This window comes from Streptomyces niphimycinicus (assembly GCF_018883605.1).
Lineage (GTDB): Bacteria > Actinomycetota > Actinomycetes > Streptomycetales > Streptomycetaceae > Streptomyces > Streptomyces niphimycinicus.
In genome coordinates this window covers 1-20238 of sequence record NZ_JAHLEM010000090.1, presented here as the reverse complement: position 1 = coordinate 20238, position 20238 = coordinate 1, and the positions used below count along the sequence as shown (strand labels likewise).

Sequence of the window (20238 nt, the reverse complement as noted above, 5' to 3'; positions counted from 1 at the left end):
CGGGCTGAGAGTGACGTGCTGCAAGGTGCGCCAGCGTTGTTCGAGTTCGGCAGCGGCGCGTTCGCCGAGGGCGCGGATGCCTCTGATCAGGCTGTTCGTGGTGCGCGTATCGGGGTGCAGGGCCTGATCGGACTGGCCCTTGGGACGTCGAGCGTGGCAGCATAGGTGACCAACGTGAAGCCTCTGGTTTGTGCGGACGATCTTGTGGTGAGAAACGTCCTACCAGGAGCTTTACGTCTGCCCGGCTCCGGGGCCGGTGCGCCTGAACGTGCTCACACGCGGAACAATGCACGCAGTTTCGCGTACCGCATGTCGTTCCAAGGGTATTGACTGCCGTTGTTCCCGAAGGTTTCAGGTCGGCTGGAGGATCGCTTCGATGAGGTGTGGTCCGGGTGTGGCCAGCGCGGTGGAGAATTGTTCGGCCAGTTCGGTTGTGCTTGCCGCCCGGGTCGCGGGTACGCCCATGCCGGTGGCCACGGCGGTAAAGTCGATGTCGGGTCGACTCAGGTCGAAGAGGGCGTTGGCGGCCGGTCCCGCCTGGCTGCCGCCTACGCGACTCAGTTCGGCTCGGAGGATAGCGTAGGAGCGGTTGTTGAGTATGACGGTGGTCACGTTGAGTTTCTCGCGGGCCTCGGTCCACAGTCCGGAGATGGTGTAGAGCGCGCTGCCGTCGGCTTGCAGGCAGACGACCGGCCGTTCGGGACATGCAATGGCCGCGCCGACGGCCACGGGGATGCCCTGCCCGATCGCGAGGCCGGTCAGGCCGAGTACGTCGTGTGGTGCGGAGTTGGCGGTCGCTGGGAACAGAGTGTTCATCCCCTCGGTTATGGATTCGTCGACGACGATTGCTTCCTCTGGGAGCAGGGCGCCGATGACCTGTGCCCAATTCTCCGTGCGCAAAGGCTCGTTGACGATTGAGGGCAGAGCGTCTGGAGTGGGCAGCGTTACGAGGGAGTCCGGTGCCACGGTGTCTGCCAGTTCGGTCAGCGCGTTGACGACATCGAAGCCTGCGTCGGGGACGAAGTGATGCACGCAGGTTCCCGGTGGGGTGAGTATGCCCGGGCGGCCCGGATAGGCGAACGATGCGACTGGTTCGCGTGCTCCGACCAGAATCAGGTGCTTGACGCCTGCCAGTTGCTGGCCGACGGCTTCAGCACGGTAGCCCAGGGGCCGGATCGCCGGTACGCCTGCACCGCGCCGCAAACGGGCTGGCCAGGTCGGACAGAAGGCGGCAGTTCCGGTGGCCTTCTGTACCCGGGCGACGGCTTGCAGGCCGAGCTCGCTCAGCCCTGTGCCGTCGATCAGCAGCGCGACGGGCTCGGGTCCGGCGACCAGTGCCGCTGCGGCTTCCACGTCGGCGCGGGTCACGGGCCGCAGTGGCTGTGCCGGGAGGTGCGGCGCGGGCAGGGTGCCCTCTTCCCAGGACAGGTCGGCCGCCATGATGAGTGTTGAGATCGCGCCGGAGGTGCCGGTGCGTGACCGGGCCGGGGCGCCGGGCACACCGGCGCTCAACGCCGCCGCCACGGCAGCGGCGGTGTCGGGACCGATGTCCGCCGAGGTCATCGGCCGGCGCACCCAGCCCGAGACGGTCGCGGCTGTGGCATCGATGTCGGATTCCAGGGGTGAGTCGAGCTCCTTGTGCGAGCGGGCATGGTCGCCGATGACGTTGACAATCGGGGTGTGCGCTCGCCGCGCGTTGTGGAGGTTCGCCAGACCGTTGGCCAGACCGGGACCGAGGTGAAGCAGGGTCGCGGCCGGCCGGCCGGTCATGCGGGCATAGCCGTCGGCGGCCCCGGTCGCTACTCCCTCGAACAGGCACAGCACACCGCGCATGGCCCGGTGGCGATCGAGCGCCGCGACGAACTGCATCTCCGACGTGCCGGGATTGGCAAAGCAGACGTCCACGTTGTTGTTGAGCAGGGTGCGCAGGAGAGTCTCGGCACCGTTCATAGAGGCTGATCGCCTTCCGCTGGTCCTTTTGAGCTGTGGTGTTCTCACTGTTAGGGGCCTGTCACTCACACCGCTGGTACCCCATCTGGGACGCAGGTGTCTACTGATGGCCAAGGTGTGATGCCGCTCTAGCCTCGCACGAGCGTTCCGGGCTGCCGCAGCAGGCCAAGGAACAGATAGCCACCGTGCTCGCTAATGAGGGTTGTGGATAGCTCTCGCAGACCAGGCTCCGGACCTGTACGAAGTCCTGGACCGTTGCCGACGTGAGGGCATGACCCACGTCATCCTCGACGGCACGCTGATCGAAGCCGACCGCGTCGCGGGGGGTTCGCGACAACGGCAAACGACCTGTGGTCTACATCGGCGTCGGGATCGGCATCCGCATCCCGGTCCGACGTCCCAAGGGCCAGTCCGATCAGGCCCTGCACCCCCATCCGATGTAAGTAAATTTACAATTAATGGCTAAAACCGGCTCAGGTTTTGGCGGTATACGGGGGTTGATGCTGGTGGGTTTCGCCCATTCAACTGTCGCCAGTCGCGAACCGCGACAACATGAACACCGCCACCAACCCCGCATTCCCTGGATCTTCCCGGACCGCCGGGCAGACCATCGCTTCAGCGGCCTGACCGGCGGTGAAGGGGACGGCCTCCGCGAAGCGCAGGGCCGCGGCATGCCCCCCCGGCCCCGGCACCTGTCGCTCGGCAGCCAGAACCGAAAGTGCTGGGATCAGGACGCGGCCGGTGCCGCTTGAGGCTTCGATGTATAGGTGCTGGCCATGACCGGTGACTGGCGGATGGATCGGATCGGGGCTGCGCTGCGAGGGGAGAACCCAACCGTGCTGCGGCGACTTGAGGCGGGATTCGCGGTGATCGGCGACGTTCAGTTCTTACCGGGCTATTCGGTCCTCCTCGTGGACGAACCCGGTGTTCAACGGCTGTCTGACCTGCCGAAGGCAAAGCGGCTGGCGTTTCTGTCCGACATGGACCAGCTCGGGGAAGCGGTTGAGCGGGCCTGTCGGCGGCTGGACCCCGATTTTCGCCGGGTCAACCTGGAGATCCTCGGTAACACGGACCCGTTCCTGCATGCCCACGTCTGGCCGCGGTTCGAGTGGGAGCCGACCGAGCTGGTGGGCAAGCCTGTGTGGCTGTATCCGCATGAGCGGTGGAGCGATGAGCGGTTCAGGCTCGGTCCGCAGCATGACGTGCTGCGGGATGCGATCAGCAGCGAATTGGACCGGTTGCGTTCGACGATCTGACGGTGTGGGCCCGCCGACCGTCGGGTCGGCGGGCCCGGTGAGCGGTGAAGGTCAGTGGATGGTCATGGAGTCCTTCGCACCGGAACGATGTCGGGAATGGCTGTAGGGACAGAGGAGCGGGCGGTTTCCGGGGTCGCAAGCAGCGCGACGATGGCGACCGGCCGCACCGTCCGGCGGCCGGATCACCGATGCCGCGCCGAAGGGCACCCTGCCCATGAAGAACGTCGCGGCGGCCGTCGCGCGCCGCCAAACAGCCGGGCTGCCCATTGAACGAGCCGTACGGCAGGAGCCGGAGGGCCGGCCTTGTGCACTCCCCGAAGCTATCGCGTCGCCCCGAGGAGCCGGTGTTGATGCGGAGCCGGATCCCATGGGCGACGGCCGGCACCTGCGTGAAGATAATGCCGTGCCGACATGAAAAGGAGGCGAGGTGTCCCGAATCGAAGGACTCGCCCAGAAGGTGCTGCACGACCTTCACTGGGCAGGCGTTACAGAGGAACCAATTACCACATACACCCAGCCAAGCGCAGAAGGGTACGTGGAGGTCCTGGTCTCCGACAGTTCGGGCATGGGGGTCGGGTTCTCCGTCGACGCCAACGGAACGGATACGAGCATCCTCTACCAGCTCGCCGACCGAATCCCGGACGCGTACGTCGAGCTCTACTCCGTGGGCCTTCCGCCGGTCCCCGGCAGTCACCGGCCGGCCAGGCCTCGCCTGACACAGAACGAGGTCGTCTGGGAAGACCCTGATGAATCGGGCACCTGGCAGTGCCGAGTCGGTGCTTACCCCGGAACGAGCGCCGACGGTTCGCCCTCCGCCTGAACGCGAGGGCCAACTTCATCACGCAGGCTCCACCCGGGGCGGGGACATCTGGCCGCCGTCCGAGTTGTTCAGCGGCGCAGTGCCCTGCCCCGGATCAGGATCCGGTTTGCGATGCCTGCTCACGAGCTACTCTGATTCCTCGCCTCTGTAGCCGCGTCATGATGACGTGGTATCAGGGGGCAGCGGTGGAGCGCGGGTGAGCACCCGAGGGAGCGGTAGCGGCGGGGCCGCCATCGCCTGGCGCCCGGCGGGTTCTTCCTCATCCGTGGTGCGGGCGTAGGCGTGCTCAACCGAGATTCACGCCCAGCGCAGTTGCTCGGCCAGTCCGACGATGATGCCCTCCGGGCCGCGAAGGTAGCAGAGCAGATAGCTGTCCTCGAACCGGGCGATCTCGCCGACGAGTTCGCCGCCGTGAGAGCGCAGGCGGGCAACGGTGTCCTCGATGTCGTCGACGGCGAACATGACGCGGTGGGTGCCCAGAATGTTGTGCGGCCGGTTGCGCGGCCCGGCGCTGATCACCGCTGGGCTGCGGTACTTCGCCAGTTCGAGCCGGCTGTGACCGTCCGGGGTCCGGACCATCGCGATGTCACAGCGGACGCCGTCGAGTCCGGTGCACTGGTCGGCGAAAGGGCCCTCGACCTGCGCCCTGCCCTCCAGCTCCATACCGAGTTCCACGAAGAACGCGATGGCGGCCTCCAAGTCCTCGACGACGATGCCGACGTTGTCCATCCGCTGAATCGCCATGCCGGTTTCTCCCTCTCCCTCGTGCGGCCGGTGGTGGCCGCTGATGTTGCTGGGACGGAGCCGGTGGCGCGTTCTCGACATCCGCAGACCGCCGAACTCCGAGAGAACTTCCGGCACCGTGACACTTTCTCGGAACGGCGACTCCCGTGGGGCGGCGGCGGTAGCGATGCCCGGCCACCGGTCAAGCACCCTGCCCCCGACGGCCGGGAGCCCCGGCCAGCCTGGTCTTGACGGGGACGTAGCCCAGGCTCTGTTCGTGGTGATCGAACACGGCAGTCGCCGGATCGATCGCCGATCCGGACCAGATCGTCGGCCTGGACATAGGCCGGAGTTTCACCACACGTGTGCGACGCCGGGAGGCACCGCGCATCACGCGGCGCCTCCCGGCGGATCCCGGCGGATCCCGGCGGATCCCGATCGGATCAGGCCCTGACCAGGAGCCAGCCCCCGAGGCCACTGCACATGCTCGCGTTATAGGCATCGGTGCGGAAACCGGCCGGCGCGGCCACGCCCGGGCAGATGTACTGGCCGACGCGGGCCTGTTGCTGGAACCACGAGCCGATATTGCCACAGGCATTGCTTATGTGGCCGGTGAGCACGTAACCGGAGGGGATCGGAGAGCCCGCACAGACCCACTGGCCATCGCGGGCCGTCTCCAGGAACCAGGTGTCGATGTTGCTGTTGCAGCCATTGGCCGTGTGGAGAGTGATCACATAGCCGGTAGGGATCGGCGAGGTGGCACACACCCAGATCCCGTTGCGCACGGGCTGGATGTACCAGGCACCCGCACCGTTGCACCCGTTCGCAGCACGGAGGGTGACCACATAACCATCCGGTATGGGCGTGCCGGGGCAGACCCATCCGGGGGACGCCTGAGTGGTGGCAGCGCCCTGCGCCGTCTGGGGCGCCGCACTGGCCGTACCGACGGCCGTGCCGGTGAGGACGGCCGCCAGCAGCGCGACCACGCCCACCGCGGCGGCGAGCCGGCTCCGGACCGCCACTACCGAGAGACGTCTCAACAGTTGACCAAACTTGATCTTCACTTCACACCAGTCCAATCGACGGATCTACGAAGCGCCGCATAGGGAAGCAACCGCCGTATGGGCGAGACGCTAGCGAGAAGTACGCGTGATCACTTCGTCTGCCGAGGCCAAGTTCGCGGTACCGCTTCGCCCATCGAGGACAGCGTGCCCTGTCGCCCGCTACTGGACGGCGTACCCGAGCGGGCCTCGCCTTGCAGGTTCGGTCAGGGGACGACTACCCATGTCCGCGGCGAGGTGTGCTGTTGGAAGGCGGCCGCTCCGGCGCGCTGTGCTGTTGGTGTACCCAGTTGGCGAGCTGAGCGCGGGACCGGAAGCCCAGTTTCGCCAGGACATGCTCGATGTGCCCTTCCGCGGTGCGTTGTGCGATGACCAGCTTGGTGGCGATCTCCCTGTTGCTCATGCCGAGGGCGGCCAACTCGGCCACCTCCCGCTCTCGCCGGGTCAGCGCTTGAGAGATGCCCCGACCGTGCTGCTCGGCCGACCGCCTGGTCGATGAAGTACCGGCCACTTGATCATCGACGACGTAGTCCAGTGCGTTCACCAGGGATAGATTCGCCGTACGCCGGGCGGCCCGTTCGAACGCCTTGGTGCCCAGCTCTTCGCGCACCTCCCGCTCGTACCGCTCGTGGGCTTCGGCCATGAAGGGCGCGGTGTGCAGGGATGCGCCAATCGATGCCCACAAGGACCGGACCACGCCAAAGAGACCTGCCGCACGCTCCGGCATGCCGGTCTGGGCCGCGCTCCAGGCTGCGAGATCCACGCACATGGCGATATCCCACCAGTCGTTGAAGGGGCGGAGCAGCCCAACGGCGTTCCGGGCCAGTGTCCCCGCCGTCGAAAATTCGTCCTTGTGCCAGCACAGCAGCGCCCTGGTGAAGAGGTTGAACCCCCTCAGCCACGACTCACCGTGCTTCGAGATGGCCGCTTCGCACTCCTCACACAGGGCGGCGGCACGGGGAAGATCTCCGACAAACGCAAGTGCGAGTGCGAGCTTCGTCGTGCACTCGGTGGTGCCCCCGATGTCGCCGAGCTCGCGCAAAGCGGTCGCGGCTTGCTCGAACAGCGCGGCGGCTTGGGCGATGTCGCCGTTCCAGGTGGCGGCCACCGCGCGGTGGTGGCATAACCAGGCCAGAGTGGACCGGTCCCCCATGCGTACGGCAAGGGTCTGGGCCTCATCGAGGATCCCCAGAATGTCATCCGCAGTCCCTTGCAGAATTCCCAGGTAGGCGTGGGTCGCCAGAGCCGAGGCACGGATCGCGGACGCTGCCCCGTCGGCGCTGTCGGCTTCCAGCAGGCGGGAGAGCCACTCCCTGCCCTCGCCCAAAGAGCCACAGGTGATCCAGTAATGGCGGGGAGCCACCGCCAGGGCCAGACCCGCTGTCGCCTCACCGGGAGTCTGTAGACAGAACTCCAGTGCCACGCGGAGGTTGGGGTGGTCGCCACGTAGCCGCGCGAACCATGCTTCCTGCTCGGGCCCGAACCACTGGGCTTCGGCCCGCGCGGTGAGGCCGAGATAGTGGTCTCGGTGGCGGCGGCGGAAGCGGGTGAAGGCGCCGACTCCGGACAACCGCTCCTGGCCGTACTCGCGAATGGTTTCAAGCATACGGTAGCGGGCCCGTCCATAGCGCTCGGAACGGCTCAGAACCGACTTCTCCACCAGGCCGTTCACCACCTCGACCATCGTGTCCGCAGCCAGGCCCTCGCCGGCGCATATGGCTTCCGCGGCGCACAGATCGAAGTCTCCGGAGAAGACGGACGCACGCGCCCAAAGCGCCTGTTCCTGCTCCGTGCACAGCTCGTAGCTCCAGTCGACGAGGCCGCGCAACGTCCGCTGGCGTGGCAAGGCAGCCCGGCTGCCCAGCCGCAACAGACCGAAACGGTCCTCCAGGCGAGAGAGGATCTCCTGCACCGTCAGAGTGCGCATCCAGGCGGCAGCGAGTTCGATCGCCGGTGGAAGCCCTTCCAGTGCGTGCACCAGACGCGTCACCGCCTCGGCGTTCTCGCGGCCCACCTGGAAGCCGGGAACAATCGCCGCGGCACGCTGCTCGAACAGGACGACAGCCGGGTACCGCGACAGCTCTCTCGCCGAAGTGCCGTGGCCAGGGACGGGGGTGGGCAACGGCGGCACCGAGAAGGTTTGTTCTCCGGTGATCCCCAGTACCTGCCGACTCGTCACCAGGATGCGCAGCGCTGGTGCGGCCCGCAGCAGCGTGTCCACCGTGGCGACACACGCATCGACAAGGTGCTCGCAGTTGTCCAGGACGAGCAGTAGCTGCTTGTCACGGAGATGATCCACGACCATCTCGAGCGTCGCGTGTCCCGGCCTGTCGGGGAGGCTCAAACAGGAGGCAATGTTCCAGAGCACCAGCTCCCCGTCACGGACAGCCGCGAGTTCCACCACGTGCACCCCGTCGGGGAACATGCGGCCGACCTTGGCAGCGGTATCCAGAGCCAACCGGGTTTTGCCCACGCCCCCGACTCCGGTCAGGGTTACCAGGCGCGACAGGGAGAGTCGCCGTCTGACCAGAGTCGTCTCACGGCGACGACCGATCAAAGGGGTGAGATCAGCAGGCACCCCGGCCACCCTTTCCGCATATCTGCCTGCATACTTCTTTCACATCCATCACCTGGCCGCAATGGTCTGACGCTCCGCGACCCCAGGATGGCAGCGCCCCGCACGAGGCAGGCACAGCAGGGCCGTGCTCCATAGCACCCCATGACGCGGACACGGGTAGTTGTCCCCTGATCGAGCCCGCCGTGCATGCGAAAGACTCACCACGGCAACGCACGCACAGGCCCGGCACGCGGGCCGGCCTCAGACGAGGTCCGAGTGGTCGAAAGGGCGATATCGGTGGCGCTCAGCGATGAGGGCGACGAGGCCGGGTACGAGACCTCCCTGCCGCTGTCGGCCCGGCAACAGGCGGGGGTACGGGAACTCGCCGAGCAGATCCGCCCTCGCCTCGACTCGCTGGTGGCGCGGATGGTTATGACATACAAGGCGCAGATCCCGCAGTACGCGGCCATCACGGATCCCTTGGTGCTGGCGGACATGAAGGCCGTATCACTCGCCGGCATACGGTGCTGGATCGAAGCGCTCGATCTGGCCCGGCCCATAGACGAGGAACTGCTGTTTCCCGTACTGGAGGCGAGGAGGCGGCGGGCGCTTCAGGGCGTGGGCATGGATGCCATGCTGCGCGCCTACCGGATCGCCACCCACACGGTGTGGCAGGAGATCCTCGAACTGCCGGTCGATCAGGACCTGGTGGCTCCGTTGTCGAAGCGCATGCTCGAGTTCGTGGACCGGCTGACCACCGCGACCGAGGAGGCGCACACCACCGAAGCTCTCCAGGCCAGTCGGGTACCGGCAGCAGGCCCCTCCGCTCTGTTCGAAGCGATCCTGGCCGACCAGTACCGGGAGCAGCACCATCACGCGGACGTGCTGGAGTCGGACCACTGTGTGGTGGTGCTCGACGTGCTGCCGAGCACCACCAGGCTGTCCCTGGACGAGCTGGCCGCAGGGCTCGTCCGGGAAGCGTGGGCGACGTACTGGACCACGCGTCACCGTAGTGTCCTGGCCGCCTGCCCGGTGCACCAGGGGGGACGACGCCAACTTTTGCACCGGCTGGAGCGCTTCGTGCGCACCCGCGCTCCTTTGGGTGTCGCCGTGGGCGGAGTTGCGCGAGGGACGACGCAGATACGCCAGAGCCATCGCGAGGCGCTCCAGGCCCTGCACATCGGGGGGCGGCTGGACAGGGCTGCCACCCGCGTATGTGACTACCAGGAGCTTGCGCCCCTGGCGGCACTGGTCGCCGACCCCGAGCAGGCACGCCGCTTCGTACATGGCTGTATGGAATCGCTCGGTCGCCTGGCCGAGCGAGCATGGGTACTCCCCACGCTGGCGTCCTATCTGCGGCACCGGGGCAGGCTCAAGGCGGTTGCCGCGGATCTCGGCGTGCATCACAGTACGGTCAAGTACCGGGTAAACGAACTGCGCCCGTTCCTTGAGTCTCATGTCCATGACGGCGATCAGGCCGGCACCGTCCTGCTGGCGATCCGGGCCCACGACTACCTCACCGCGGAGCGCGACCCCGTCCTCGACGGAGGAACCCGTACCGATAACTCGGCTTCGGCCGACGAGGTGCACACACGCACCGCTGGTTGATGCCGCGCCGGTACCGCCCTGCGAGTGCAGGCCGTGTCAGGCTCGGGGGTGGCCCTCGTCCCAGCTTGGCCGCCCGGCCCGCAACGTCCCGATGTGGTGGGAACGGTCGACCAGGTGCGCGATGTCCACGTAGGGGTCGGCATCGAGCAACAGCGCGTCGGCAATGGATCCGACGGTGATCGTCCCCGGTGTCGTCGCCTGCTGACCGATCTTCTCGGCCGAATGCCGGGTACCGGCCGCCAGGACCGCGGGCAGCGGCAGCCCTGCCTTTGCCAGCAAATGCAGTTCTCGCAGCAGGGCGACGGGTGGCGAGGGCATCAACATGGCCACGTCGCTGCCCGCGGTGATCTTCACTCCCGCGTCGTGCATCAGCGCCAGCGTGCGCATCGCATAGTCGAAACGGATGCGGGAGTCCTGCGCGGAATGCCGGGGGAACTGGTGCCCGTAGATCGGGCGGCTGGTGATCCGCGGTATGTCGTCGTGCGTGGCGAAACCATCATCGACCAACTGTTGCAAATAGCCGGCCTCGCCGTTGTGCGCGATCTGCTCCCAGGTGACCAGGGTGGGGCAGTAATAGGTGTTCGTCTCCGCCAGTAGTGCGGCGACGTCGCGGGCCTCCGCGGTACTACCGGGGTCCTCCGGCCGGAAAGCGTGTTCGATGCCGTCCGCGCCGGATGCCACCGCCTCCTCCAGATCGATGCGTTCGTGGACATGCACGAGTACCTTCTTGCCCTTCTGGTGCGCGGCCGCGACGATGGCTTTGAGGGCGTCGAGGGGCAGCTTGTCCGGAGCGCCGGGCTCGCCGTCGTAGATGCACTTGATGAAGTCGACCTGATCGGCCAGCTCCAGTGCTTGACGATAGGCGACATCGGCATTGTCGGTCTGGTAGGCGATGGGGGCACGTGCCGGATCGTCCAGGACCGGCCAGCCCTCCACACCGGTGAACACCGGCCCGGCGAAGAACAACCCGGCAGCGGCGTCGGTGGCCTTGTCGCGGTAGTCGCGGGCGGCGAGCTCGGTCTCCAGTGGGCCGCCGAGGTTGACGACGTTGGTCACCCCGGCGCTCAGGAAGTCGGTGAGTAGCTGGGAGATGTACTTCGCCCGCTCGTTCTCGGGCTTGGAGTAGGCGTGCCCACTCAGATGCGTATGACTCTCCCACAGGCCCGGCACCAGGTAGCCACCCCGCCCGTCGAGCACGGGAGTGTCACCGGTCGCCGCCCGCGCGTCGGCCGCCGGCCGGATGGCGCCGAACCGTCCGTCGGTCACCACCACTTCGGCATCGGCGATCGGGGCGGCCTCCTGCCCGTCGATGACGGTCACGTTGCGAATGATCACGAATGTCTCCTTATTCGGCGAGATTTGGCGAGAACTACATAGGACCCTATGTGTTGGACTGTATAGGTGCCTATGTAGTTGGTCAATAGGAGCCTATATACTTGACGCGTGATGGACTCCAGGTTCGGCTCCGCGCCCGCCGCGTTGATCAACATGGCCTCGCGCGCGTTGTCCCGGGTCAATGACCGGCGACTGCGGCCGCTGGGGTTGACTTTCGCGCAGATGCCCGTGCTGGCGGCGCTGAGCAAGGCCGACGCACTCTCCCAGAAGGAATTGGCGGGGCTGGCCCGGATCGAGCAGCCGTCCATGGCCCAGTTGCTCGCCCGGATGGACCGCGACGGCCTCATCCGGCGCACGGCCGCCCAGCACGATCGACGGGTCAGCCTGATCTCGCTGACCGAGACTGGACTGGCAAAGCTCACACAGGTGCACTCGGCGTTGTTCGAGACCAACGATCAGGCGTTGCGAGGCTTCAGCGCCGAAGAAATCGATCTCCTTGTGGACCTGCTGAGAAGGCTTGTCGCCAACCTCGAGGAGAATCCGGCCGACAGTGCGTCGGATGCCGCAGCGACTGGTCCCGCACAGTGATCGGGCGGCGAGCGAAGTCGACGAGGTCTGGCGTCGACTGAACCCCACTCAGTACGTGACGTCGGCCCGGCGAGGGGTTGCTCGCGCTGCCGGACGGGGACGGGCGGCTTTGCCTGGACCCGGACGATGCCCGGGCGAAGCTCTACGGCGACGTCGCCGGACCGGCGGCCACGCGTGCGGTGGAGTTGCCGCGTCCGGAACCTCCGTCGACCTTCGACGCCACACCTACTCGCGTCAGTTGGCGGGACACCCCGTCGATCTACCTTCGCGGGCAGCAAGACCGGACCATCGCGACTCCACTTCCGGACCGCTTCGCCGGGCGTTGCTCTCGCACGGAAATGTGGGACACAAGCCATCATGTTGTGAGGCAAGAAGAAGCGCCGCCGTCGCACTCGACGTCACCGCCGCCCTCGGCCTGGCTGCGGCACCTGCTTCGTCGTCCTGGGGCCGGTGGCGGAGTTGCCGTTCCTGTCCCGGCCGGCATGGTCGATGCCGACGACTTCCGGAGCCGGATCGTGCCCGCCGAGTCAGGTCCAGTCGAGAATCCTCCGCACAACGCCCGTGACTGCCCGTCTGATCCACCCGAAAAGTCCTGTCGCCACGGTCACATCGGCCCCGGCTGCGGCCACGTCCGCTCGGGCCGACCCGGCGCGGCACCCGGGGCAGGAACGGGGCCAACGGCGCTTTCGCACGCCACACTTCTTGCATATCGACATGCTCCGATCATCCTCGATCTTCGCGCCGATACGCACCCGTCCGAGTGAAGTGCAGATAAGCACCGACCGCAATGAGATGCCCGCTCAGTGTCGTACCACGGTCCTGTCGATCAGTTCGTGGGCCAGGTCGGGGCGGACGCCGTCGGGGTTCTTCAGCCCTGCCTCCTCGTACCAGGAGCGGTCGGCTTCCGGGTGCGGGCCGCTGACCCCGACCCGGCCCTTGCCGTACGGGGCAACGACGACTGCGGCAGCTCCGTTGGGATAGGTCGCCAGGACGTCGGCGTCGGCGCCTTTGTCGAGGAGGAAGGCGGGCCCATCCTGGAAGTACATGTGCCGCTGCTTGCCGCGCCACTTCACCGGCACCACGGTGTCTCGCTGGTCGTGGACCGTGGTGTCCGGGAGGTCGATATATCCGTCGGTGTCGCCGGGCAGCAGGTCGAAGCCGGGGTTACGGCCGGCGAGATAGGCGCCGAAGCACAGGCCCAGGTAGCTGCCGCCCTCCCGGACCCAGTCGCGCATGATCTTGGCCGAGCCACGCAGGTCCCGCCAGGCTCCGTCGAGGTCGGAGCCGCCGCCGGGCTGGACGTACAACCGCGCGTCGGCCAGAGCGTCGGCGGTCAGGGGGACCTTGGTGCCGGGGCCCACGTACGTGACCCGGAAGGGCTGCGGCGCCTTGCGCAGCAGGTCGGCGATCGTCGGGGCGCAGTCGGGGCAGCCCTGGGGACCGCGGTAGACCAGCGCGAGGGGCGGCTGGTCGCTTCGCTCGTCGGCACTCGACGAGCCACAGCCGGCCAGCGCGGCGGCGGCCGGGAGAACTCCGAGGAGCAGCCGGCGCCGGCCCACGGTGGCCGGAGGCTGACCGACGTTCGGGAGCGTACTGGGGTGCATGGTGTCTCTCTCCTGTGTCTCCCGGCCCGAACCCGGACCGGGGGGGCCGATGGCGTACGTGCCCCTCCCAGCATGATCAACCCGAAAATCATCCCACCCGCTCAGCCAACGTGACAGCGCCGGGACCGGTGCCGGGGCCGGGACCGGGGGTGACCTTTGCCGTTGTGCCGGCCAGTGCCGGTGAAGGTCTTGCTGTCCTGGTACTGGTAGAGCGCCTTGTCGACACCCTGCGTGGCATCGCTCGCGCACTCTGAGGCCCGGGCACCGGCGGTGTGTCGTGTGGTTCGACCGAGCCGGTTGCTGCTACTTGACGTTGACTCCGGCCCAGGCGGCGTCCACGCCCTTGTACTCGGCGCTGTCGGTGCCGTAGAGGTCCGTGGCGGCCTTCAGCGTGGCCTTACGGGCGGCGTGGTAGTCGGTGTTGGAGGTCATGTATGTGGTCAGGGCCTTGTACCAGATCTTCTCGGCCTTGGCGCGGCCGATGCCCTTGACGGTGGAGCCGTCCTTGGTGGGGCTGTCGTACTTCACACCGTCGAGCTCCTTCGCGCCGCTGCCCTCGGACAGCAGGTAGAAGAAGTGGTTGCCGACACCGGAGGTGGCGTGCGGGTCGACGTTGCCCATGCCGCTCTCCCAGTAGTCGTAGGAAAGACCGTCCTTGCTGGGCTTGTCCATGTAACGCGCCGGCGTGCCATCTCCGTTGAGGTCTATCTTGTCGCCGAGGAGGTAGTCACCGGGGTCCTGGGCGTTCTTGGCGTAGAACTCCACGGCGGTGCTGAAGATGTCGGAGGTGGCCTCGTCGAGCCCGAGGGCCTCGCCGTACTTCAGCTTGGCGGTGGCCGAGGTGACGCCGTGGGTCATCTCGTGGCCCACCACGTCGAGCGCGGTGAGGGGTGTCTTGTTGCCCGCGCCGTCGCCGTAGGTCATGCAGAAGCAGTCGTCGTTCCAGGCGGCGTTCCCGAACTGGTCACCGAAGTGGACCCGGGAGTAGCCGGCCTTGCCGTCGCCCTTGATGCCGTTGCGGCCGAAGACGTTCTTGTAGTAGTCCCAGGTCATGGCGGCGCCGTAGTGGGCGTCCACGGCGGCGGTCTGTGCGATGGTGGGCTTGCCGTTGCCCCAGACGTTGTCGGCGTCGTAGAAGGGCGACCCCTGCTTGGTCTGGTCTGTCGAGTGCTTGGCGTTGTACGTCTGGTGTCCGCCGCGGGCGGTGTCCTTCAGCAGCCACCGGCTGCCGCTCTTGACGCTGCCGAGGGGGACCTTGCCGTTGTACTGGCCGGTGCCAGTGCCGGTGCTGGTGCGGGTGCCGGTGCTGGTGCGGGTGCCGGTGTGGGTGCCGGTGTGGGTGCCGGTGCCGGTGCGGGTGCCGGGGGTGATCTTGCCGTTGTGCCGGCCAGTGCCGGTGAAGGTCTTGACGTCCTGGTACTGGTAGAGCTTCTTGCTGGTGGCGGCGTCGGTGATGACGTGCAGCTCGCTGGGTGTACCGTCCTTCTGCGTCCCGCCGACGACGGTCTCGTAAGCGAGGACGGGCTTGCCGGTGGCGGCCCAGATCACCTTGCGCGGGGCCTGGTCGGCCGAGGCTCCGGTGGTGTGGTCGGCTTCGGCCAGCTTGATGGCGGCCTTGGCGGCGGTGCTCGGGGCGACTCCGGCGGTGGTGGAGGCGACCTTGACGGTGGCGTTGGTGGCCTTGGTGACGCTCTTGATGTCACCGCTCCTGGCCTGGTGGACGATCAGGTCGCCGCCGAGGACGGGCAGTCCGTCGTAGGTGCGGTCGTAACGGGTGTGGGTAGTGCCGTCGACGTCCTTGATGACGTCCGTGACGACCAGCTTCTCCTTGGCTCCGAGGCCGAGCGATGTGGCGATGTTCGCCTTGGTCGCGTTGGCCTCGCGCAGCATTTCGGCGCGGGCCGAGGCGGTGAGGGCCGCGGGCTGGGCCCCGGTCTCGGAGGCCGGGGCGGCACCCGCGGCGCTGGTGGTCAGCCCGGTGGCGAGCAGGGCCGTCGCCGCGACCGCGGTACCGGCCACCATCGCCGAACGACGCATACCGGCACGGGGCGTGGTCATGCTGGAGGTCTTGCGCACGCGAACTCCTCGTTTCCTGTTCTGGAGCACTGTCACGTTGTTGGGTGTGTGGTCGTCCGACGGTGTGTCGGGGTGCGGCGGGAGCCGGTTGGGCCCCCGGGGGCGGTTTGTGGCGGGCAGGCCGATGGTCTCGGTGGTGTGGTCCCGGATGGTGAGGCGGACGGTCGTCTCGAGGCGGTGTTCAGTGGTGTTCAGTGGTGTTCAGTGGCGGTCATCAGGTGACGGCGGGGCCGAAGGCGGGGTGGGATGCCACTGAACGCGGACAGGAACCTTGGGGCCGCGCCGATCGAGCGGAAGCCCTTCATCGCGCGTTCGTACTCGACTGAGGGCATGACCTCGCGGAGGGCGGTGGTGGGAGGCATGCGCCCGGCGCGCAGGGTGAGGTATGGGCTTCACCGCCCGCCACCACCGGCTGCTTTCGGTGCCTCCCCGCTCTCCGACGAGCACGCGGAGCGCACCATGGCGGAGCACAGGCTGCCGGCAGCAGCACCCCTGCCGGATGGACAGTCGTACGAGACATCAAGGTCCTCCCTCGGCCCCGCAGGGCGCCCCACTGGCATCCCGGCGGTCACTAGAGGTACCCGCCTCGTGGTTATGCGCCGGTTATGGTGCGCCAACCCGCGCATAACCACGGCCCGGCCACAATGGGACACGAGTGGCAACCCCGACGAGAAGGAGCGGCGCGGATGCGGGTGCTGGTGGTGGAGGACGAGAAGGAACTCGCCGAGATGATCGCGGACGGGCTGCGCGGCGAGGGCATGGAAGCCGACATCGCCCAGGACGGATCCACCGCGCTACAGATGACCGCGGCAACCGACTACAACGTGATCATGCTCGACCGGGACCTGCCCGTGATGAGCGGGGACGCTGTCTGCCGCACCCTCACCACCAGCGGCTACCCGGCCCGGATCCTCATGCTCACTGCCGCTGGAACCCTTGAAGACATCGTCGACGGCCTCGGCCAGGGCGCCGACGACTACCTGTCCAAGCCCTTCGCCTACCTCGAACTCATCGCCCGCCTGCACGCGTTGGCCCGCCGCGGCCCCTCAGGCGCCCCCACCGTCCTGGAACGTCACGGTGTCCGTCTCGACACCGTCCGGCGCCTGGCCGAACGCGACGGCCGCTTCCTGGCAGTGAGCCCGAAGGAATTCGGAATCCTTGAGGCCCTCCTCGAAGCCGACGGCGGCATCCTCAGCGCCACCGACCTCCTCAACACCGTCTGGGACACCCCACCCGAATCTCGCAGCGCCGTGAAAGTCACCGTCCACCAGCTACGCCGCAAACTCGGCGCCCCACCCCTTATCGAGACGGTCCCCGGCTTCGGGTATCGCCTGTGACCCGCAACCAACGGGGCAGACTCACCATCGGCGCCCGCCTCGCCCTCTCGAACACGGCCGTCCTCGCCACCGGCGGCCTCGTTCTGCTCACACTCAACTGGCTCAGTGTCCGCGATCTCCTCGACGCCAATCGCTCCCTGCTCGCCGTCGTCCCCACCCTCCCCGCCGAGTCGCAGCCCCCTACGACCGGCTCTCCGCCCACTCCGTCACAACTGCCGCCCGCTCCCTGGCCATCCGTGCCCTCGCAAGCCTTCGAGGCGTTCCGGGACACCGTGATGCGGGAGCTCCTCGCCCGCTCCGCATTCCTTATTGTGGTCATCGCCGCACTGTCCCTCCTCGCCGGCTGGTGGATCGCCCGCCGCTCCCTCACCCGCATCACTCAAGTCACAGAGGCCGCCCAATACATCGGCGAAACCAATCTCTACGGCCGCCTCGCCCTCACCGGACCCCACGATGAGGTCAAGAAGCTCGGCGACACCTTTGACACCATGCTGGACCGCCTGGAGCGCTCCTTCACCGCTCAACGCGAATTCACCGCCCTCGCCTCCCACGAACTGCGCACACCCCTGACGATCACCCGCACCGCCCTGGAAATCCCCCTCGCCCAGCACCGCGTTCCCGACGATCTCGAACCCGCCCTCCGTCGCGCTCTGGCCGCCACCGAACGCAGCGAACGTCTCATCGCCTCCCTCCTCGCTCTCGCCCGCGGCGAGAGCGGCCTCGCCCACGTGCGCGAAAGCGACCTCGCCGATCACGTCCGTACCGCCCTCGCCGACGTTCGCGACGAGGTCGAACACCTGAAGGTGGCCCTCCAGACCAAACTGGGCCCCGCTCCGGTCACCGGCGACGCCACCCTCCTGGACCAATTGGTCCTCAACCTCGTGATCAACGCCATCCGTCACAACCACTCCGGTGGCACCGTCCACGTCACGACCGGTACCGCGAACGGCCGCTCCTGGATCGAGGTACGCAACACAGGCCCCTTTGTGAACGCGCACGACATTCCGACCCTCTTCGAACCCTTCCACCGAGGGGCTGACTCCCACCGCACCGGATCCGGTCTCGGCCTCACCGTCGCCCGCGCCGTCACCCACACACATCACGGGATCCTCACCGCCCACCCCAATCCCTTGGGCGGCGGCCTCACCATCTGCGCCGAATTCCCGACCCTGTGCTTGCCGAGAATGTCATCCGCCCTGGTCGGAGCCGTGTATCGGGACCGGCGGTCGCCGGCCTCGCCGCTCGGGTAGGCGCTCTCGCGTAGTCGGTGGTTCACGCGGTCACGACCGGCCTGTGCGGTTTCGGCCCGAAGAACCACTGCTCTTAGGACAGTTGACTCGAACTTCCTGCGTGGAAGGTCCCATCCTGGGGCAGCATACGCAACGAACTCGACTGACTACCCGTTGCGACGAAATGGGGGATGATGGCCCGCCAGCCGAACCCGGACCTCACCAACACTTTGACGATGCTCCACACCGCCGTCACGCACACGGACAAGAACATCCGGGACGCGCTCGACAAGAGCGTCGAGAAGCTAGAGTCGGCCGGCCGGGCCGCCCATGACGAGACGACCAAGGAGGTCGTCGACGAGCTGGGCCGGATGCGCGCGAACTTCCGCGACGTCTACAACAAGCTGAACTCCAACGGAGAAGCGCTCAACACCGCCGTCCACGACGTCGTCGCCCAACTGCGCGCCGAATTACGGGAGGTGCGCGTCGTGCTCGCGGACCTCACCCCTGCTGCACCGCCCCCGCTCGCCACCCCGTCCTCCCCCGCCTCGGACCCCCAGGAGGCATCCGGTACCGACGGCGACCGCACCAGTCTCGCGCCTGCACCAGTCACCATCGTCACCGAGCCCGACCAGCACGCGGAAGAGGCCGCCCTCCACACCGCGGTCCCGGCACAGCGGACCGCCGATCAGGACTCCTCGCCCAGCCCAGCGCTGCCGGTCGAGGCGGTCCGCCAAGCCGTCCGCGAGGTCCTCACCGAGGAACTCGCCCCCGTGCTCACCACGCTCACCGCCCCGGACAGCAACGGCGACGGCCCGGCCGGTGACCGGCAGGACGTACCGGACCGGCTGCGCGAAGCAGCCGGGGAGATCAAGGAGGAACTGGGCTCTGCTCTGGAGGCAGCCCGGTCCCAACTCGTCTCCCTGCGGCGGGATATCGCTGACGTGCGCGCCGCGGTGGAGGAGCTGCGACCCCGGCCCGACGCCACCGCCGAGACCGCGGCCACCGAGGTGAGCGCGGAGCACAGTGCCCTGCTCAAGACAACGGCCCGCGTCTCCTCCGCCAGCCTGCTGTGCCACCGCGATATCTGGGAGTTCATCACCGCCCACGCCGGGCGGCACCCGCATTTCCGAGTGCCGCCGCAGGTCGCCGATGAGGGAGACGAGCGGATCCGCGCCGCACTGTCCGGCCGCTCCCTGATCGCCCTGCTGATCAGCTTGCACTCCACCAAGCACACCGCCAGTGACGGCGACGGCGACCGGGAGCTCGCCACCACCCTGTACGAGCGGATCGAGGAGAGCCTGACCGGCCTCACCCCCAGCGGCAAGCCGGTCACCATCACCCTCGACGACCGCACCGCCCCCGCCCCGAACACCCTGACAGCCGAGAGCGGCACCGAGGCCGGGGGCAAGCCGGAGAACACCGGCACCCCACCGGCCTCCACGGAGCAGGACGCGGACCCCGGCGAGGAGGCCGGTCCGGCCACCGCGTGAATGGCTCCAATCGACCCATCGACGCCTGCAGTGGTGGCAAGCGATGAACGCCACCACTCGGCGTGCCAGGGGCTGACGTCGTCACGCGCAGGTGGCGAACATGCCCTCCAGCGCCGAGCGCTCCGCCGGATCCACGGCCAGTCCGTACACGTGCTTCACCGAGATCCAGGCGCGGCCGTAGATGCAGCGGTAGCTGGCGAGCGGGGACTGCCAGTTGGCGGGGCCCTTGTCGGACTTCGGCCTGTTGGAAGCGCGCGAGTTCGCGGATTCTTGGATACGGTCACGCTCCAACCCGCGCATCGATTGGGGCTTTGAAAGGACCTGTGCGCGGGTTCGCCGCTCCAGCACTCGGACAGATTCGAACGTACGAATCAAGGGTGACGGCCACTCGTTCGGCCGGGCAGGGCCCGTTCGCGCTGTCAGACTCCCGGGAGGGAACGCGCCGGTGGGGCGTGGGCGAGGCGGGAGCGGCGAGGCAGGGTGGGCGTGACCGAGCGCGGTACGGCCGGTCGTGCCGCTCCGGACGGGGCGGGGCCGGGCGTGACGGACTACGGTGTCCCGCGCGCACGCGCGGTGGCGGAGGACCGGCCGGGCGGGCGAC

The 20238-nt window shown here is 67.8% G+C and carries 15 protein-coding genes and 2 pseudogenes; 8 read left to right on the top strand and 9 right to left on the bottom strand.

Annotated features, from left to right (window positions below; all coding sequences use genetic code 11):
* Window positions 1–351: 351 nt before the first annotated feature.
* A complete protein-coding gene (locus KN815_RS10680; protein WP_216341532.1) occupies window positions 352–1950 on the bottom strand; it encodes an acetolactate synthase large subunit in 1599 nt (532 codons plus the stop codon).
* A gap of 211 nt (window positions 1951–2161) precedes the next feature.
* On the opposite strand from KN815_RS10680, the pseudogene KN815_RS50195 reads away from it, so the two are divergent.
* From KN815_RS50195 to KN815_RS10670, 3 genes and pseudogenes are all read left to right on the top strand, one after another.
* Window positions 2162–2266: pseudogene (locus tag KN815_RS50195) on the top strand (IS5/IS1182 family transposase); the annotation flags it as partial.
* A gap of 460 nt (window positions 2267–2726) precedes the next feature.
* The gene (locus KN815_RS10675) at window positions 2727–3206 is read left to right on the top strand and encodes an HIT family protein (RefSeq protein WP_216341535.1); all 480 of its coding nucleotides are present in this window, start codon (window positions 2727–2729) and stop codon (window positions 3204–3206) included.
* A 427-nt stretch (window positions 3207–3633) separates the two neighbouring features.
* Window positions 3634–4026 (top strand): hypothetical protein, encoded by a 393-nt coding sequence (locus KN815_RS10670; RefSeq protein WP_253208883.1) that lies wholly within the window; start codon window positions 3634–3636, stop codon window positions 4024–4026.
* A 297-nt stretch (window positions 4027–4323) separates the two neighbouring features.
* Here KN815_RS10670 and KN815_RS10665 read toward each other — a convergent pair whose 3' ends face one another.
* The 3 genes from KN815_RS10665 to KN815_RS10655 all read right to left on the bottom strand — a co-directional run bounded on the left by KN815_RS10665 (window position 4324) and on the right by KN815_RS10655 (window position 8283).
* Window positions 4324–4770: a VOC family protein gene (locus tag KN815_RS10665; protein WP_216341531.1), complete on the bottom strand. Its 447-nt coding sequence runs from the start codon at window positions 4768–4770 to the stop codon at window positions 4324–4326.
* 422 nt (window positions 4771–5192) lie between these two features.
* Window positions 5193–5789, bottom strand: a complete 597-nt coding sequence (locus KN815_RS10660; protein ID WP_216341530.1) for a hypothetical protein — start codon at window positions 5787–5789, stop codon at window positions 5193–5195.
* Between the two features lie 238 nt (window positions 5790–6027).
* Window positions 6028–8283 carry an ATP-binding protein gene (locus KN815_RS10655; protein ID WP_253208882.1) on the bottom strand — a complete coding sequence of 752 codons (2256 nt, stop codon included), beginning with the start codon at window positions 8281–8283 and terminating at the stop codon, window positions 6028–6030.
* Between the two features lie 381 nt (window positions 8284–8664).
* Here KN815_RS10655 and KN815_RS10650 point away from each other — a divergent pair, with 381 nt between their 5' ends.
* Complete coding sequence (locus KN815_RS10650; protein WP_216341528.1) at window positions 8665–9975, top strand: PucR family transcriptional regulator; 1311 nt, start codon at window positions 8665–8667, stop codon at window positions 9973–9975.
* A gap of 36 nt (window positions 9976–10011) precedes the next feature.
* Here KN815_RS10650 and KN815_RS10645 read toward each other — a convergent pair whose 3' ends face one another.
* Window positions 10012–11310 (bottom strand): amidohydrolase family protein, encoded by a 1299-nt coding sequence (locus KN815_RS10645; RefSeq protein WP_216341527.1) that lies wholly within the window; start codon window positions 11308–11310, stop codon window positions 10012–10014.
* A 111-nt stretch (window positions 11311–11421) separates the two neighbouring features.
* On the opposite strand from KN815_RS10645, the gene KN815_RS10640 reads away from it, so the two are divergent.
* Window positions 11422–11898, top strand: a complete 477-nt coding sequence (locus KN815_RS10640) for a MarR family winged helix-turn-helix transcriptional regulator (RefSeq protein ID WP_253208884.1) — start codon at window positions 11422–11424, stop codon at window positions 11896–11898.
* Between the two features lie 800 nt (window positions 11899–12698).
* Here the strand turns inward: KN815_RS10640 and KN815_RS10635 are convergent.
* The 3 genes and pseudogenes from KN815_RS10635 to KN815_RS50190 all read right to left on the bottom strand — a co-directional run.
* Complete coding sequence (locus tag KN815_RS10635) at window positions 12699–13502, bottom strand: BPL-N domain-containing protein (RefSeq protein WP_216341525.1); 804 nt, start codon at window positions 13500–13502, stop codon at window positions 12699–12701.
* A 303-nt stretch (window positions 13503–13805) separates the two neighbouring features.
* Window positions 13806–15560 (bottom strand): M4 family metallopeptidase, encoded by a 1755-nt coding sequence (locus tag KN815_RS10630; RefSeq protein WP_216341533.1) that lies wholly within the window; start codon window positions 15558–15560, stop codon window positions 13806–13808.
* Between the two features lie 221 nt (window positions 15561–15781).
* Window positions 15782–15925: pseudogene (locus KN815_RS50190) on the bottom strand (IS6 family transposase); the annotation flags it as partial.
* Window positions 15926–16264: 339 nt separating this feature from the next.
* Between KN815_RS50190 and KN815_RS10625 the strand changes: the two are divergent.
* The 3 genes from KN815_RS10625 (at window position 16265) to KN815_RS50185 (ending at window position 19637) form a co-directional block, all read left to right on the top strand.
* Window positions 16265–16915 (top strand): response regulator transcription factor, encoded by a 651-nt coding sequence (locus tag KN815_RS10625; RefSeq protein ID WP_216341524.1) that lies wholly within the window; start codon window positions 16265–16267, stop codon window positions 16913–16915.
* Window positions 16912–18165 (top strand): sensor histidine kinase, encoded by a 1254-nt coding sequence (locus KN815_RS10620; protein ID WP_216341523.1) that lies wholly within the window; start codon window positions 16912–16914, stop codon window positions 18163–18165. Before KN815_RS10625 ends, KN815_RS10620 begins: the two co-directional genes overlap by 4 nt.
* A 215-nt stretch (window positions 18166–18380) precedes the next feature.
* On the top strand, window positions 18381–19637 hold the full coding sequence (locus tag KN815_RS50185) for a hypothetical protein (protein WP_253208881.1): 1257 nt from the start codon (window positions 18381–18383) through the stop codon (window positions 19635–19637).
* An 81-nt stretch (window positions 19638–19718) separates the two neighbouring features.
* Here the strand turns inward: KN815_RS50185 and KN815_RS10605 are convergent, their stop codons facing one another.
* A complete protein-coding gene (locus tag KN815_RS10605; protein WP_216341521.1) occupies window positions 19719–19928 on the bottom strand; it encodes a hypothetical protein in 210 nt (69 codons plus the stop codon).
* Window positions 19929–20238 lie beyond the last annotated feature (310 nt).

What these genes read in the sequence shown, in the direction of transcription:
- KN815_RS10680 (WP_216341532.1), bottom strand. Translation starts at nt 1,950, where the DNA reads ATGAACGGTGCCGAGACTCTCCTGCGCACCCTGCTCAACAACAACGTG.
- KN815_RS10675 (WP_216341535.1), top strand. Translation starts at nt 2,727, where the DNA reads ATGACCGGTGACTGGCGGATGGATCGGATCGGGGCTGCGCTGCGAGGG.
- KN815_RS10665 (WP_216341531.1), bottom strand. Translation starts at nt 4,770, where the DNA reads ATGGCGATTCAGCGGATGGACAACGTCGGCATCGTCGTCGAGGACTTG.
- KN815_RS10640 (WP_253208884.1), top strand. Translation starts at nt 11,422, where the DNA reads ATGGACTCCAGGTTCGGCTCCGCGCCCGCCGCGTTGATCAACATGGCC.
- KN815_RS10635 (WP_216341525.1), bottom strand. Translation starts at nt 13,502, where the DNA reads ATGCACCCCAGTACGCTCCCGAACGTCGGTCAGCCTCCGGCCACCGTG.
- KN815_RS10630 (WP_216341533.1), bottom strand. Translation starts at nt 15,560, where the DNA reads ATGACCACGCCCCGTGCCGGTATGCGTCGTTCGGCGATGGTGGCCGGT.
- KN815_RS10625 (WP_216341524.1), top strand. Translation starts at nt 16,265, where the DNA reads ATGCGGGTGCTGGTGGTGGAGGACGAGAAGGAACTCGCCGAGATGATC.
- KN815_RS50185 (WP_253208881.1), top strand. Translation starts at nt 18,381, where the DNA reads ATGCTCCACACCGCCGTCACGCACACGGACAAGAACATCCGGGACGCG.